Annotated in this window: 16 protein-coding genes and 1 tRNA gene; 10 read left to right on the top strand and 7 right to left on the bottom strand. The window is 61.5% G+C overall.

The window, feature by feature from the left end:
- From lptB to VNS12_RS00105, 6 genes are all read right to left on the bottom strand, one after another.
- Positions 1–741, bottom strand: a complete 741-nt coding sequence (gene lptB, locus VNS12_RS00130; protein ID WP_325485806.1) for an LPS export ABC transporter ATP-binding protein — start codon at positions 739–741, stop codon at positions 1–3.
- Entirely contained in the window at positions 741–1253 is a 513-nt protein-coding gene (locus VNS12_RS00125) for an LptA/OstA family protein (RefSeq protein ID WP_325485805.1), read from the bottom strand. Before VNS12_RS00125 ends, lptB begins: the two co-directional genes overlap by 1 nt.
- A gap of 5 nt (positions 1254–1258) precedes the next feature.
- Positions 1259–1915, bottom strand: coding sequence for a hypothetical protein (locus VNS12_RS00120; RefSeq protein WP_325485804.1), 657 nt, complete (start codon positions 1913–1915; stop codon positions 1259–1261).
- A gap of 11 nt (positions 1916–1926) precedes the next feature.
- Positions 1927–2544 carry a ribonuclease D gene (locus VNS12_RS00115; protein WP_325485803.1) on the bottom strand — a complete coding sequence of 206 codons (618 nt, stop codon included), beginning with the start codon at positions 2542–2544 and terminating at the stop codon, positions 1927–1929.
- Positions 2545–2678: 134 nt separating this feature from the next.
- Positions 2679–3398, bottom strand: coding sequence for an ATP-grasp fold amidoligase family protein (locus VNS12_RS00110; RefSeq protein ID WP_325485802.1), 720 nt, complete (start codon positions 3396–3398; stop codon positions 2679–2681).
- A 218-nt stretch (positions 3399–3616) separates the two neighbouring features.
- Positions 3617–3703, bottom strand: a tRNA-Leu gene (locus VNS12_RS00105).
- A gap of 245 nt (positions 3704–3948) precedes the next feature.
- Here VNS12_RS00105 and VNS12_RS00100 point away from each other — a divergent pair.
- The 10 genes from VNS12_RS00100 (at position 3949) to VNS12_RS00055 (ending at position 14422) form a co-directional block, all read left to right on the top strand.
- Complete coding sequence (locus VNS12_RS00100) at positions 3949–4929, top strand: complex I NDUFA9 subunit family protein (RefSeq protein ID WP_325485801.1); 981 nt, start codon at positions 3949–3951, stop codon at positions 4927–4929.
- Between the two features lie 256 nt (positions 4930–5185).
- Positions 5186–5866, top strand: a complete 681-nt coding sequence (locus tag VNS12_RS00095) for a glutathione S-transferase family protein (RefSeq protein ID WP_325485800.1) — start codon at positions 5186–5188, stop codon at positions 5864–5866.
- Positions 5863–6984 (top strand): tRNA epoxyqueuosine(34) reductase QueG, encoded by a 1122-nt coding sequence (queG, locus tag VNS12_RS00090; RefSeq protein WP_325485799.1) that lies wholly within the window; start codon positions 5863–5865, stop codon positions 6982–6984. Before VNS12_RS00095 ends, queG begins: the two co-directional genes overlap by 4 nt.
- A complete protein-coding gene (locus VNS12_RS00085; protein ID WP_325485798.1) occupies positions 6972–7850 on the top strand; it encodes an SDR family oxidoreductase in 879 nt (292 codons plus the stop codon). Before queG ends, VNS12_RS00085 begins: the two co-directional genes overlap by 13 nt.
- 31 nt (positions 7851–7881) lie before the next feature.
- Positions 7882–8295 (top strand): 30S ribosome-binding factor RbfA, encoded by a 414-nt coding sequence (rbfA, locus tag VNS12_RS00080; protein WP_325485797.1) that lies wholly within the window; start codon positions 7882–7884, stop codon positions 8293–8295.
- A gap of 9 nt (positions 8296–8304) precedes the next feature.
- Positions 8305–9216 carry a tRNA pseudouridine(55) synthase TruB gene (gene truB / locus VNS12_RS00075; RefSeq protein ID WP_325485796.1) on the top strand — a complete coding sequence of 304 codons (912 nt, stop codon included), beginning with the start codon at positions 8305–8307 and terminating at the stop codon, positions 9214–9216.
- 80 nt (positions 9217–9296) lie between these two features.
- Positions 9297–11033 (top strand): sensor histidine kinase, encoded by a 1737-nt coding sequence (locus VNS12_RS00070; RefSeq protein ID WP_325485795.1) that lies wholly within the window; start codon positions 9297–9299, stop codon positions 11031–11033.
- Positions 11034–11079: 46 nt separating this feature from the next.
- Complete coding sequence (gene rpsO / locus VNS12_RS00065) at positions 11080–11454, top strand: 30S ribosomal protein S15 (protein WP_325485794.1); 375 nt, start codon at positions 11080–11082, stop codon at positions 11452–11454.
- 262 nt (positions 11455–11716) lie between these two features.
- Positions 11717–13852: a polyribonucleotide nucleotidyltransferase gene (gene pnp, locus VNS12_RS00060; RefSeq protein ID WP_325485793.1), complete on the top strand. Its 2136-nt coding sequence runs from the start codon at positions 11717–11719 to the stop codon at positions 13850–13852.
- Positions 13853–14002: 150 nt separating this feature from the next.
- Positions 14003–14422, top strand: a complete 420-nt coding sequence (locus tag VNS12_RS00055; protein WP_325485792.1) for a YciI family protein — start codon at positions 14003–14005, stop codon at positions 14420–14422.
- A 17-nt stretch (positions 14423–14439) separates the two neighbouring features.
- Here the strand turns inward: VNS12_RS00055 and VNS12_RS00050 are convergent.
- Positions 14440–14908 (bottom strand): 2-hydroxyacid dehydrogenase (locus VNS12_RS00050; RefSeq protein WP_325485791.1); only part of this gene is annotated, 469 nt, incomplete at its 5' end.

Raw genomic sequence — 14908 nt, 5'->3', positions numbered from 1 at the left:
TTAGAGGGTGAAGCTTTCGCCCAGATAGACGCGTCGCGCGTCCGGGTCGGCCATGATCGTCTCGGGCCGGCCCTGGATCATCACCTTGCCGCCATGGATCAGATAGGCCCGGTCGACCAGCGAAAAGGTCTCGCGCACCTGATGGTCGGTGATCAGCACCCCGATCCCGCGCTTTGTCAGCTGTCGCACCAGCGCCTGGATATCGGCCACCGCGATCGGATCGACACCGGCGAACGGTTCATCGAGCAGCATGAATTTCGGATCGGCGGCCAGGGCGCGGGCAATTTCCACCCGGCGGCGTTCCCCTCCTGAGAGGGCGAGTGCGTCCGCATCGCGCAAATGCGATACCGAAAACTCCGCCAGCAACGCATCGAGCCGCGCATAGCGTTCCGCCTTGTTGCGGATGTGGCCTTCAAGCACCGCCAGAACGTTGTCCTTGACGCTCAGGCCGCGAAAGATCGAAGCCTCCTGCGGCAAATAGCCGATCCCCAGACGCCCGCGCTGATAGAGTGGAAGGTGGGTAATGGGCAGGCCATCGAGCAACACCTGCCCGGCATCGGGGCGCACCAGCCCCATGATCATCGTGAAAACCGTTGTCTTGCCGGCGCCATTGGGGCCGAGCAGTCCGACCGCCTCGCCGCGCCGCACCGCAAGCGAAACGTCCCTGACCACCGCACGTTTCTTGAAGCTCTTGGCCAGCCCGTGCGCAACGAGCCAGCCAGTCTGATCGATCGCCGCCATCAGCCGGCCGGAGTAAAGGTGCTGGTCACGCGCCCGCCACCGCCCGACGAGGAAAAGGACGATGTGCCGGCGCGAGTGTCGATCACCAGGCGCTCGGCATTGACCGTGCCGGTCGGATTGACCACCACCACCGAACCGGAAAATGTGAGGATGCGTTGTCCGAAATCGTAAAAGGCTTCGTCGGCTTCCACGGTCTGGTCGTCAAACAGCATATCGACCCGGCCGCCTGACGCGCGGAAATTTTGCAGATCGGACGGGCCGCCCTCGCCATACGCCGCCAGCAATTGGGGCGCATGCAATTCCATCGCGCCTTGAACAATGACCACATTGCCCGAGAACAGGGCCGTGCTTTCGTTTTCGTCGATTCGCAGATCATCCGCCGTGACATTGACCTGTTCCCCGGCTTCCCCGGCAAGGCCGCCAAAGCCGGCCGGGTCACTGACCGTCGATTGCGCATGGGCGGGGAAGGCCAGAAACGCGGCCAGCAGGGCGGCAAGGGCAAACCGGATCATTGTCGTCACTCCGCAGCAAAAGGATCGCGGGTTTCCCCAGCGTCGGGTTGAGGAACCATGTCGAGATCGACATTGGTAAACTGCCACAAGTCGGCATTCATGTCATAGGCCATGGTTCTGGCCACAAGACTGGCGCCGGAGTCGAAGCTGAAGCGGACCGGACCTTCGCTAGTGATCCGCTGGACGGGCCAATCCACCTCCACGCCCGCCAGAATGCCGGAAGCGCCCGTCGAATCGGCCACCGCGACATCTTCGTTCGAGCGCAAATACTGTGTGCTCATCGTCCACTCCGCCGATGAAAACCGTACCGTGGCGTCGTAGCCAGCATCGTCGGTGATGGCGATGGTGAGATCGTAGAGGTCTGCGGTATCGAGGTCACCAATGCGCGATTCGGCCCGGGCAGCGTCCATCGAATAGTTCGATCCGGTCGCTGTCCGGCCTTCAAAACGCGGTCCTTCGATCACCAGCGTGTCGTTTTCCAGGCGCAGCCCCTCGATCGGCAGGCTGTCAGCGACCATCGACGCTGCCAGTTGCATCACGGGCACCGACAGAAACATGACACCAATCACAGGCACTCCCCAGCGCAGGACCCCGATCCGCCGGTTGTGACGCGCGAACCGGTTATAAGTGTCCAATCGCATGCCGGCGGCAGGTGCGCTCATCGGGGCGTCCGTCAGCTATGGGCGAAGATATCGATTTCCGGCCATCCTGAAAGATCGAGCCTGGCGCGGGTGGGGAGAAAATCGAAACACTCTCGCGCCAGCGCGGAGCGATCTTCGCGGGCCAGCATGCGATCGAGATGACGCCGCAGGTCGTGCAGATACAGGACGTCCGAAGCGGCATAGTCGAGCTGTGCCTGGGTCAGGGTCTCGGCGCCCCAATCAGAACTCTGCTGCTGCTTGCTCAGATCGACACCCAGCAACTCGCGAGCGAGGTCCTTGAGACCATGGCGATCGGTATAGGTGCGGACCAGGCGCGACGCGATCTTGGTGCAATAGACAGGGGACGGCATGACCCCGAACGCAGCGTTAAGCGCCGCCATATCAAAGCGCGCGAAATGAAACAGCTTGGTCACCGATTCGTCGCCAAGCAGCGTCTTGATATTGGGCGCATCGGTCTGTCCGGGCAGGATCTGCACGATATCGGCGGTGCCGTCGCCGGGAGACAGCTGGATCACGCACAGCCTGTCGCGCGCCGGATTGAGCCCCATCGTCTCGGTGTCGATGGCGACTTGCCGTCCAGTATAGCGGGTAAGATCGGGCAGGTCGCCCTTATGAAGTCTGACGCTCATTGTGGTTCCTGGTCTCTAGCCAGCAGGCGCCGGCAAAATTTGGCTTTATCGGGCTTCCGATGCGGCAATGTCGTCCCGTGTAGATGCCATAATGAGCTCTGTGGTGCAAAGACCAAAGCCGGTGGGGCGCCCAGCTAGTTTGCCGGAGAGGGCCATGGCCAGTAATCGCCCAATGTGTAATCGAGCGCCAAGGGCTGGTAACGCTCAACGCCAGCGCTCGGCGTAAACGTCAATTCACCGAAATAAGGCTTTCCAGACACCAGATACAGGTCCACCCGCACAAAATCGAACCCAGCGCCCAACCGCTCCGCGGCCCACACCAGTTCATCGAGTTTTTCGGGGCGCGGAACCTCTTGCGGGTTTTCACGATTGCGGATTGTTCCCTCGACCGCCTGCCAATCGCGATCAAGCAGTTTGCACAGGTAACGCGTATCGCGTTGCGAGACATGCTCGATCAGCTGAACGCGCCCCTCGAAGACATAGAATTTGTAATCTGCGGGCAGACTTCCGTCGCCCATCAACGGCTCGACAAGCAGTTGGGGCTTGATCTGGGTGTAAAGCCATTCGCCTTTGAAGCGGGGGTGGGGCGTTTCGAGCCAGCGCTTTGCGCGACGTTCGATCTTGGGCCAGTCTTCCTCATCGGCATTGCGCACGAAGAGATTTCGGCCCGACGAATTGTTGGCCTTGAGCACATAAGGCAGGGGCCAGCTGCGACGTTGGGGAAGACTCGTGCCGTGCCAGAGCGTGGGGACGACCCAGTCTTCACCCAGCAGGCTTGCAACTATGGGCTTTACAGCGACCTTATCGACATAGGGTGCATAGGAGGCGTCCCGCTGCAAAAGCTTGAACGCCATAATCTTTTCATTGAAGCTGCGGGGATTTTCGATGTCCGGCCAGTGCCCGATCCGTACCCTGTGGGCAAGCCGGCACACCCATGAAACAAACGCATTTTCCGCCATTGCCCGGGTCCCATCCGTTTCAGACGCAAGTCGAATATATCATCGGAGGCGGGCTGTGCGGTGACAATGGAAACACATCCATCCACCAAAGACATCCTCTGATTCAAAGAGGATGGTGCCCAGAAGAAGACTCGAACTTCCACTCCCTTGCGGGAACCAGCACCTGAAGCTGGCGCGTCTACCAATTCCGCCATCTGGGCAACGGGGCCACGCTTTAGAGGCCCCCCGAAGCTTTGTCAATGCGTTCTGCTGCCTGAAACCGACATGAACCGGTTTTAGGTATCCGCACCATGGAAACGAGAGGTCGCGTCTCGGTCGTATTGTGGGTTTTAAGGCCGTGGAGGTTGGTCCCATGCCTTTTGGTCTTGCCGAGGCCGATTGCCAGCGGGAGGACCTGCGGCTAGAACGGGCGTGTTGACGATAATTGGTTCAGTGCGGATATCGGATGACCCAAAAAGCACGAAAACTTGTGACCATATTTGGCGGCTCGGGCTTTATCGGGACGCAGGTCACCCAAAACCTGGCGCGGCTGGGCTATGCCGTCAGGGTGGCGGTTCGGCGACCGGATCTGGCCGGACACGTCCGCATGTTTGGTTTTCCGGGGCAGGTGCAGCCGGTGCAGGCCAATCTGCGTTATCCTGATTCGGTGGCGTCCGCGGTTCGGGGCGCAGATATTGTCATCAATCTGGTTGGCATCCTCAATGAACGGGGCGGGCAACGTTTCCGGACCGTGCATGTCGAGGGCGCGAGCACCGTGGCGGAATTGGCCAAGGCCGCCGGCGTGACCACTCTGGTCCATGTCTCGGCCCTCGGAGCCAGCGAGAACTCGCCATCGGCCTATCAGCGCGCCAAGGCCCGGGCCGAGGCGGAGGTCATCAAGAGCTTTGCGTCGGCGACGATCCTGCGCCCATCGCTGGTTTTTGGGCCGGATGACGATTTCTTCAACCGATTCGGCACTTTAGCCAGAATGCTCCCGATCATGCCGTTGATTGGGGCCGATACCCGCCTGCAGCCTGTCTATGTAGGCGACGTTGCCGCTGCCATCGTCATGGCCGCCGAAGGAAAGGTCCCTTCCGGCAAGACATACGAATTGGGCGGGCCCGAGATTGTTACCATGCGCGACGTGATTGAGCGCGTATTGGAGGAAACCCGGCGCAAGCGCCCGGTCCTGCCTCTGCCGCTCGCGGTGGCCAAACCGCTCGCCGCTGTCGTCGGCCTGTTGCCGCGCCCGCTGCTTACGCCCGATCAGGTGGTCCAGCTCGGTATCGACAATGTGGTGTCGGACACGGCCAACACTGATAAGCGTACGCTGGCGGCCTTTGGCATCGTGCCAACGACGCTTGACGCTATCCTGCCGACCTATTTGTGGCGCTTCCGCAAGAATGGTGAGTTCGAGCGCCATGCGAGCCCGTTGATCAGCGGGTGAGGCTGACGCGGTTAACCGATCGTTGACCGCGCAACGCAAATGACGGGCATTGGCCGCAGGTGAGCACAAAAACACCTTGATTGCGGCCCAGCCTGTGCGGTCTCTTGATTTATGGTTCGTCCGGACCGAAAAAGCCCGTGTTGGCCGTTTGCCAACTGGTGCTTCGATGGATCCGAAAACATGACGGATCGCTTGTTGAGGTTACACGCGGCGCCGGGCCATTCGGATCGGGCTGCGCATCAGGTACGATTGGTTCATGCCCCAGCTTTTGCACCATAAGCTCGATCCCGCCTCCCGCCTCATCCGCCTGATGTTTGCCGAATACGGGATTGACGTCGACCTCGTGGAAGTGGCGCCGTGGCGGCGCGACCCGGATTTTCTTGAAATCAACCCTGCCGCCGCCGTTCCGGTGCTGCTTGACGAGCCGTTTCCGCCGGTGGTGGGTGTGCTGGCCTGCATTGCCCATATTGAAGGCAATTTTGGCCCTGACGGTCACGTCGAAGCGCTTTTGCCTGAAAACGCCACGGAAAAGATCGAGGTCTGGCGTCTGCTCGAATGGGTGCTGTTAAAGCTCGGCCCGGAAGTCACCACCTATCTGCTGGAAGAAAAGCTGATCAAGCGCGATTTGCGCTCTGGCGCCCCCGAGCCCTCGGTGATCCGCATCGCCAAGGCCAATCTGGCCGAGCATCTGGGATATTTTTCCTGGTTGCTCGCCACCCGCCGCTGGTTGGCCGGGGATACGCTGACGCTTGCCGATTTCGCCCTCGCGTCCCACATCTCGGTGCTCGACTACATGGGCGATATCGCCTGGGAAAAGGCTGGGGACATCAAGGACTGGTATGCGCGAATCAAATCCCGCCCCGCCTTCCGGCCCTTGCTGGCAGATCGGGTGGTGGGCATGCCGGCGTCCTCGACCTATGTGGATCTTGATTTTTGACCGCTGACGGCGACAAAATCCTATCCCAATTGCGCGCCCGTGCGCAGGATCTGGGCTTTGACAGTCTCGGGGTTACCACCGCAAATGCCCGACCCGATCTCCCCGCAAAGCTGAAGGCCGCCCTTGAAAAAGGTTGGCACGCGGGGATGGTGTGGATGGAGGAGACCGGGGAACGCCGCAAGGCTCCCGCCGCGCTTTGGTCCGATGTACGCTCGATCATCATGGTCGGCCTCAACTACGGCCCGTCTGAAGATCCGATGACCCGGCTCGCTGATCCACACCTGGCCAATGTGTCCGTTTATGCCCAGCGGCGGGATTATCACGATGTGCTCAAGGGGCGTCTCAAGGACCTGGCTGGGCTTCTGGCCCGGCGCACCGGGGCCGAGGTCAAGGTTTTCGTCGACACGGCCCCGGTGATGGAAAAGCCGCTCGCCGAGGCGGCCGGCCTTGGCTGGCAGGGCAAACACTCGGTCGTGGTCTCGCGAAAGGCCGGGTCGTGGCTGTTTCTGGGCGCGATCTTTACCACCGCGGAGCTTCCCGCGGATACGCCGCACAAGGAAAGCTGCGGGTCCTGTACCCGGTGTCTCGATATCTGCCCCACCGATGCGTTTCCGGCGCCGTTCCAGCTCGATGCACGCAAATGCCTTGCCTATTATTCGGTCGAGCACAAAGGGCAGATTCCGCTCGGATTCCGCCGTCCCATGGGCAACAGGGTTTTCGGCTGTGACGACTGCTTGGCCGTCTGCCCGTGGAACAAGTTCGCCCGCCGTACCAGCGATGCCAAGCTGGCGGCGCAGGAGGCGATTCGCACCGCGCGATTGGGCGACATGCTGGAGCTTACCGACGCCGATTTCCGCAATTTTTTCGCCCGAACTCCGGTCAAGCGGCTCGGCTCGGCGCGGTTCTTGCGCAATTGTCTCGTCGCGGCCGGGAATTCGAAAGACCGGACCTATCTGCCTGCCATCACCCGTCTGCTCCGCCATGAGCACGCCTTGGTGCGTGGCATGGCTGTCTGGGCAACGCGCCAGCTTGTCTCCGAGAGCGAAGCCGCCGCGATGCGGGCGGCGACCATGACCGAAGAATCCGAGCCGGAGGTGAATGCCGAATGGACACTGTGAATCTTTTCATTTTCGGCGCGGGCTATTCGGCCTCCGCTACCATTGCGGCTTTGAGGACCCAGGCCGAATGCGCCGTCGCTGCGACAACGCGCGCCGATCAAAAACGCGAGGCCCTGCAAGCCCGGGATATTGCGGCGCACATCTTTGACGGCATCATTCCGGGTGCAACGCTGCGCGCCGATCTGGCGGCCGCCACCCATCTGCTGATCTCGATCGCCCCGGGCCCGGAAGGCGACCCTGTGCTGCGCCAGCACCGCGCCGATATCCTTGCCGCTCCAAATCTGCGCTGGATCGGATATTATTCCACCATCGGGGTCTATGGCGACGCCGGGGGGCAATGGATCGATGAAACGGCTCCCCCCGCCCCGCTTTCGGCACGAAACCGCTATCGGGTCGAAGCGGAAGACGCCTGGCGCGCGCTGGCAGAGGAAAAACATATCCCCCTCGCCATTCTGCGCCTCGCCGGCATTTACGGTCCGGGCCGTTCCCCTTTCGACAAGCTGCGCAACGGCACGGCCCGCCGCATCCACAAGCCCGGCCAGGTGTTCAACCGCATTCATGTCGATGATATCGCGGCGATCACCGCGCGGGCGGCTCTGGGTGGTGTTGAGGGCACGTTCAACGTCAGCGACGATGAGCCCGCGCCGCCTCAAGACGTTATCGCGCACGCTGCGTCCCTCATGGGCGCAGCGCCCCCGCCGGAGATTGCTTTTGCCGAGGCCGACCTGTCGCCGATGGCGCGCAGCTTTTATTCGGGAAACCGGCGGGTTTCCAACGCAAAGATCAAGGCCGCCCTCGGCTATGAGCTGCTTCATCCCACCTATCGTGAGGGGCACGCGGCGATTGGGCCGAACGAGCGCGATTGACGCGGCTCCGTTTGCAGCCTATTGCGCACAGATGGTCAAAAAGGCATCCATATCGGCACCCTCCCAGCGCATGCTTCGCGTCGGTGAACGGGTGCGCCACGAAATTGCAGCGCTGCTTCAGCGTGGCGAGATCATCGATCCGCTGCTCGAAACCGTGACCGTCACGGTGCCCGAGGTGCGCATGACGCCCGATCTCAAGCTGGCCAATGTCTATATCATGCCACTGGGCGGCGAGAACGCCGAGGCGGTGGCCAGCGCGCTCAACGCGCATGCCAGGTTCATTCGCGGGCGTATTGCCCCCGCGCTGGACCTTAAATACGCGCCTCAGTTCCGCTTTTACGTGGACGTGACGTTCGATGAATACGGACGGATCGATGAACTGTTGCGGTCGGACCGCGTCCAGCGGGACCTCGGTCCGCGCGATGGCGAAGACGACGAGATTTAGGATTATTCGGTGAGCGACGCCCCCAAGAAACGCGCCAGACGTGACCTTTCAGGCTGGCTTGTGTTCAACAAGCCTTACGATATGAGCTCGACCGAAGCGGTGGGCAAGTTGCGTTGGCTGTATGGCGCCAAAAAGGCCGGACATGCCGGCACCCTCGATCCGCTTGCCACCGGAATCCTGCCGATTGCCTTTGGCGAGGCCACCAAGACGGTTCCTGCCGTGCAGGACGGCATCAAGGTCTATCATTTCGATATCGTCTGGGGCATCGCCACGACCACCGATGACGTGGAAGGCGAGGCGACCGAGACCTCCGACGTCCGCCCCGACCGGGCGGCACTCGACGCGATCCTGCCGCGCTTTTCGGGTGTGATCACCCAAATTCCTCCGGCGTTTTCGGCCATCCGGATCGGAGGCGAGCGCGCCTATGATCTGGCACGGGCTGGCGAGCGCCCGGTGATGCCGCCGCGTCAGGTCGAGATTGACGCGCTGGAGGTCATCTCCCACGGCCAAGAGCGGTCCCGTCTGTCGGTGACGTGCTCCAAGGGAACCTATGTGCGGGCGCTGGCCCGCGATATCGCCGAGGCGCTGGGCACCAGAGGACATGTGGGGGCGCTGCACAGGGCCAGGGTCGGCAGCTTTACCGACGCCGACGCCATCACGCTCGAAACCGTTGAGGGCGGCGACGAGGCCGGACGTGATGCGCTGCTGCTCCCGGTCGCTGCCGGGCTCACCAACGTGCCGGAAATCCGCATCGATGCGCGTCAGGCGGCAACACTGCGTCTGGGCAACCCGGTTCTGCTCACCGGTCGCGACGCCCCCGTGGAAATGGAACAGGCCTGGGCCAGCCTGCGTGGTGAGGCGGTGGCGCTGGGATATGTGGAGCACGGCCAGTTCAAGCCCCGGCGCGTGATTTTGGCCTGATCGGAACGTCCCTCCGGTCTTTACCCATCTGGCGCGATTGGCTAAAGGTTTGATCATCCACAGGGATCGGCCACTCGTCCATGTCTATCTCCGCTTCCCAAAACGGACCTGATCTGTCTGATCCTGCGGGGCCGGACGAGCCGATCGGCGCGCCCCGATCGATTCCCATCATTTACTATCTCGCCTTTCTCATTGCAGTGGTCGTGCTGCCGTCCACGGCGTTCACTGCCGTGCTCTTGTCCCGCTACAACATCGCTCAGGAAGAGATCGTCCAGACCTTCACTGTCGCGACCACGCGGTCTGTGGTCCAGGCGGTTGAGCGCGAAATTTCGGGCATGATCACCACGCAGCGGGTGCTGATGAGCATCGAGGCGCTCAATGCCGGCGATCTTGCCCAGTTTCACGATCACGCCCGCAATGCCCTGTCCGGGACCGGGGCGCACATGATTCTGGCCGACGCCGATTTCAACCAGCTTCTCAACACGCGCGTGGATTTCGGCACCCCTCTGCCCGGATTGTCGGAAATCGAAGCATCGCGTCGGTCCTTGCAGACGCCCGATGCGGTGATTTCCGATGTGTTCTTCGGCCAGGTTGCACAGGATTATGTGTTCAACGTCGTGCGCAAACGGCCTGGAATCGAGCCTGCCCAACTGGTCATTCTCACCCAGAGCGCTTCATCGCTCTCCAATGCGCTGCTGACTCGTGAACTGCCGACGGGCTGGCACGTTGCGCTCGTTGATTCGCGAAACCGGGTCCTGGCCGCGTCGCAGGACTCGGCAAATATCGGCGAAGCGTTTTTCATACCGTTGCGCGAGGGGCCGGGCACCTCCATGCGCTGGCGCGACCTCGCCATTGAGGGCGAAGACTATAAGACCATTACTCAGCATTCGATTCTGACCGGCTGGTATGTTGTGGCTTGGGCTCCCGAATGGGTTGTCACCGAACCCTTGCGGACAACGTTGCTGTGGCTGCTGGCCGGAGCGGTGGGGATTGTGGGGCTGGCGGCAGGCGCTGCGGCGCTGATTGCCCGCCAGATCGCGTCCTCGGTGCGTGGACTGGCCCGCCAGGCCCGTGCCATGGGGGCGGGAGAAGCCATCGCGCCCGCGCCCTATCCCGTCTTGGAGCTTGCCGCTGTCTCCCAGTCGCTGGCCGATGCGGGTGCCAAGCGCCGCCAGGCCGAAACCGAAGCCCGGTTTCTGATGCGGGAGGTAGCTCACCGGTCCAAGAACCAGCTGACCGTGATTTCGGCTATGGCCAAGCAAACGGCGCGCGGGGCCGAGAACGTCGAAAAATTCGTAGATAACTTCCAGAAGCGCCTCTATGGCCTGGCCCGCTCGACCGATCTGCTGCTCGCCCACGGAACGCAGGGGATTGGCCTGCGCGATCTGTTGCGCACCCAGATCGATCCGTTTCGGCCCGAAGACCCCTCGCGCGTGATCAAGACCGGCGCCAACGTCTATCTCAACGTTCAGGCCGCGCAGGTTCTGGGCATGGCGGCCCATGAACTGGCAACCAATGCTGCCAAATATGGCGCGTTCTCGCGTGAGGGCGGCAAGCTGACCGTGCACTGGAACCGGGCGGGCGGTGGCAGGCTGCATCTGGTGTGGCGCGAGAGTGTGCCTGATTTTGCCCTCCCCTCGGACCATAAGGGGTTCGGCTCGGTGGTGCTTGAAACCATGGTTGCCGGAGCTCTCAAGGCCGATGTGGAGCGGTTGGTCCACAAGGATGGCATCGAGTGGGTGTTTTCCATCCCTCTCGACCAGATCGATCCCGACCGTGATACCCCGGCCCATGACGAGCTTCGACCCGAGGCCTGACCAGCCAAACGAGAAAGAACTTCTCTTTTAACCCCTGATCCCTTATATGAGCGCCAGCGGAACGCTGCGCGTTTTGTTCACACTTGGCCATTCCTGGACGACATCCCGGTTTTGGCGTCATTTAATTCCTTGTTTTGAAAGGATACTTCCGATGTCGATTACTCCTGAGCGCAAGACAGCGCTGATCGAAGAATATGCGACCAAGGCCGGAGACACTGGCTCTCCGGAAGTTCAGGTCGCCATTCTGACTGAACGCATCAACAACCTGACCGAGCACTTCAAGACCCACGGCAAGGACAACCACTCCCGCCGCGGGCTTCTGAAGCTTGTTTCGACCCGTCGTTCGCTGCTCGACTACGTCAAGCGCGGCGACGAAGCGCGGTACCAGAGCCTGATTGCACGGCTCGGCATCCGCCGCTGATTGTTTCGAACTGGTGCGGGGCTGGCGGTTGCGTCAGCCCCGCACCACATTGCCGGACGTAAATGTCCGGCGGCCCCTGCCGGGCGCGCCCCTCTGGGGCATGGCAGGATCGCCGGAGGCTCAGCCCGCGCACCGCGCGCCCGAGCCTCTCGCCGTCTTGTCCATGTTCCGTGACTAAGGGCGCTTCCGGCGCAACGCAACCGGCGTTGCCCATGCCGCTTCTGAGCGCGTAGCAAGCCGGACGCTCGAAAAGGAACACCCTATGACCATCAATTTCGACCACCACAAAGTAGAACTCGACTGGGGCGGACAAGCTCTGACGCTTGAAACCGGCAAGATCGCCCGTCAGGCCGATGGCGCCGTGCTGGCAACGCTGGGCGAAACCGTCGTCCTCGCCACTGTCGTATCCGCCAAAGAACCCAAAGCGGGCATCGATTTCTTCCCGCTGACCGTCAACTACCAGGAAAAGTACTTTGCCGCCGGCAAGATTCCTGGCGGGTATTTCAAGCGTGAAGGCCGCCCCACCGAGGCGGAAACCCTCACCTCGCGTCTCATCGACCGCCCGATCCGGCCCCTGTTTCCGGCAGGCTACAAGAACGAAACCCAGGTCATCATCACCGTGCTCCAGCACGATCTTGAGAACCAGCCTGACGTTCTGGCCATGATCGCGGCTTCCGCTGCACTAACCATTTCGGGCATCCCCTTCATGGGCCCGATCGGCGCGGCCCGCGTCGGCTATATCGATGGCGAATATGTGCTTAATACGCCGATCGACCAGCGTGATGATTCCAAGCTCGACCTGATCATGGCCGGTACTGCCGACGCCGTGCTCATGGTGGAGTCCGAAGCTCAGGAGCTGTCTGAGGAGGTGATGCTCGGTGCCGTGATGTTCGGTCACGCCCAGAGCCAGAAGGTCATCGAGGCGATCATCAAGCTGGCCGAGCTGGCTGCCAAGGACCCGCGCGAATTCGAACCCGAGGACGTGAGCGAGCTGGAAGCGGAAATGCTGGGCTTTATCGAAGCCGAGTTGCGCGACGCCTACAAGAACACCGACAAGCAGACCCGCTATACGGCGGTCGATGCTGCCAAGGCCAAGGTCAAGGCACACTTTTTCCCCGAAGACAGCGAGCCGCGCTACACCCCTGAACAGGTCGGCGCTGTGTTCAAGTCGCTCCAGGGCAAGGTTGTGCGCTGGAATATCCTTGACACCAAGACCCGCATCGATGGTCGCGACCTCGAAACCGTGCGTCCCATCGTTGCCGAAGTCGGCGTTCTGCCGCGCACCCACGGGTCGGCGCTTTTCACCCGCGGTGAAACCCAAGCGCTGGTTGTGGCAACTCTTGGCACGGCCGACGACGAACAGTTCATCGATTCGCTCGAAGGCACCTACAAGCAGAACTTCCTGCTGCACTATAACTTCCCGCCTTATTCGGTGGGTGAAGCCGGTCGCATGGGCTCGCCCGGACGTCGTGAGATCGGGCACGGCAAGCTGGCCTGGCGCGCCATCAATCCGGTCCGGCCCAGCGCCGAGGAATTCCCCTACACCCTGCGTGTCGTTGCGGAAATCACCGAGTCCAACGGATCGTCGTCCATGGCGACTGTCTGCGGCACCTCGCTGGCGCTGATGGACGCAGGCGTTCCCATGAAAAAGGCCGTCGCCGGCATTGCCATGGGCCTGATCCTCGAAGGCGAGAAGTTCGCTGTCTTGTCCGACATCCTCGGTGATGAAGATCACCTTGGCGACATGGACTTCAAGGTGGCCGGTACCGCCGATGGTGTCACCAGCCTGCAGATGGACATCAAGATCGCCGGCATCACCGAGCAGATCATGGAGATCGCGCTGGGCCAGGCCCGCAACGGTCGCAACTTCATCCTCGGCGAGATGGCCAAGGCCATCGACACCGCCCGGTCTGAAGTGGGCGAATTTGCTCCGCGCATCGAAACCATCAAGATTCCGACCGACAAGATCCGCGAAGTGATCGGCACCGGCGGCAAGGTGATCCGCGAAATCGTCGAAAAGACCGGCGCCAAGGTCAACATCGAAGACGATGGCACCGTCAAGGTTTCGTCCTCAGACGGCAAGCAGATCGACGCGGCTATCAAGTGGATCAAGTCGATCACCGATGAGCCTGAAGTGGGCGAAATCTACCAGGGCACCGTGGTCAAAACCGCCGATTTCGGTGCGTTTGTGAACTTCTTCGGTGCCAAGGACGGCCTTGTTCACATTTCCCAACTGGCCGACGAGCGCGTCGGCAAGACCACCGATGTGGTCAAGGAAGGCGACAAGGTCTGGGTCAAGCTGCTCGGCTTCGACGAGCGCGGCAAGGTCCGCCTCTCCATGAAGGTCGTCGATCAGTCGACCGGCAAGGAAAAGGCCAAGGAAGACGCTGCCGAGTAATCGGCACAGTTTCTACGCCAAACATTTTGCCCGGCACTCCCCAGAGTGCCGGGCTTTTTTGTGTGCGCGAGCGATTTTTCTGTTCGATGTCGGATGCGAGCGGCATCATCCGTCCTATGGGCCCACGACAGCGCAGAACAGGAGATGGCAATGCGTTTCATGATAATGATCAAGGCATCACAAGATAGCGAAGCCGGAGTAGAGCCCGAGGAGTCGTTGTTGCTCGCCATGGGCCAATACAACGAGCAATTGGTCGAGGCGGGCATTCTTTTGGACGGTGCAGGCCTCAAGCCGACGTCAATGGGCGCTCGGGTCACGGTGGTTGATGGCAAAGCGCTCGTGACCGATGGCCCGTTCGCCGAAATCAAGGAAGTGATCGCCGGCTACTGGCTCTGGAACTGCTCATCCTTGCAAGAAGCGATCGATTGGGTGGCCAAATGCCCGATCGCCCACGATCAGGACCGGTTCGAAATCCGCCAACTGTTCGAGCTTGAGGATTTTGGGACCGATGGGGCCGGCATCGAGCAGCACAAGAAAGTGGCGGAGCAGCTTAGGGAGCGGCAGGCCTGATAAGCGACGCATGATGCTCAGATTGTTGAGCTGCCTTCGGGCAGAACCCGGTGCGGGGGCGTGTGTCCATCGAGAAAGGTGCGGATGTTGACGATCACGGTCTCCCCGGTCTCGATCCGCGCTTCCAGCGTAGCCGATCCCATGTGCGGGGTGAGAATCACCTTATGGGCGCGCGCCAGCTGGAGAAGACGCGGATTGACGCCCCGTCCGCGTTCAAACACATCAAGCGCCGCCCCCGATAGGTGTCCGGTTTCAACCATTTGAGCCAACATGGCCTCATCGACCAGTTCGGGGCGGGAAATATTGACCAGAAAGGCTCCTGGTTTCATCTGCCGCAGCCGGTCGGCGGAAAGGATGTTGAACGTTGCCCGGGTGTGGGGGGTGTGGAGCGAGACGATATCGACATGGGCCAGCATCTCATCGAGCGACTCCCACCAGGTCGCGTCCACGCTCTGTTCGACCTGTGGTGGCTTGCGGGTGCGGCAG

It is taken from the genome of Pelagibacterium sp., assembly GCF_035555455.1.
Classification (GTDB): domain Bacteria; phylum Pseudomonadota; class Alphaproteobacteria; order Rhizobiales; family Devosiaceae; genus Pelagibacterium.
This window is presented reverse-complemented; position numbering and strand designations above follow the sequence as displayed.

Excerpts from the sequence above, each read along its gene's own strand:
- lptB (WP_325485806.1), bottom strand. The coding sequence starts at position 741 with ATGGCGGCGATCGATCAGACTGGCTGGCTCGTTGCGCACGGGCTGGCC.
- VNS12_RS00125 (WP_325485805.1), bottom strand. The coding sequence starts at position 1,253 with ATGATCCGGTTTGCCCTTGCCGCCCTGCTGGCCGCGTTTCTGGCCTTC.
- VNS12_RS00120 (WP_325485804.1), bottom strand. The coding sequence starts at position 1,915 with ATGAGCGCACCTGCCGCCGGCATGCGATTGGACACTTATAACCGGTTC.
- VNS12_RS00115 (WP_325485803.1), bottom strand. The coding sequence starts at position 2,544 with ATGAGCGTCAGACTTCATAAGGGCGACCTGCCCGATCTTACCCGCTAT.
- VNS12_RS00110 (WP_325485802.1), bottom strand. The coding sequence starts at position 3,398 with ATGGCGTTCAAGCTTTTGCAGCGGGACGCCTCCTATGCACCCTATGTC.
- VNS12_RS00100 (WP_325485801.1), top strand. The coding sequence starts at position 3,949 with ATGACCCAAAAAGCACGAAAACTTGTGACCATATTTGGCGGCTCGGGC.
- VNS12_RS00095 (WP_325485800.1), top strand. The coding sequence starts at position 5,186 with ATGCCCCAGCTTTTGCACCATAAGCTCGATCCCGCCTCCCGCCTCATC.
- VNS12_RS00085 (WP_325485798.1), top strand. The coding sequence starts at position 6,972 with ATGGACACTGTGAATCTTTTCATTTTCGGCGCGGGCTATTCGGCCTCC.
- rbfA (WP_325485797.1), top strand. The coding sequence starts at position 7,882 with ATGGTCAAAAAGGCATCCATATCGGCACCCTCCCAGCGCATGCTTCGC.
- VNS12_RS00070 (WP_325485795.1), top strand. The coding sequence starts at position 9,297 with ATGTCTATCTCCGCTTCCCAAAACGGACCTGATCTGTCTGATCCTGCG.
- rpsO (WP_325485794.1), top strand. The coding sequence starts at position 11,080 with ATGAGCGCCAGCGGAACGCTGCGCGTTTTGTTCACACTTGGCCATTCC.
- pnp (WP_325485793.1), top strand. The coding sequence starts at position 11,717 with ATGACCATCAATTTCGACCACCACAAAGTAGAACTCGACTGGGGCGGA.
- VNS12_RS00055 (WP_325485792.1), top strand. The coding sequence starts at position 14,003 with ATGCGTTTCATGATAATGATCAAGGCATCACAAGATAGCGAAGCCGGA.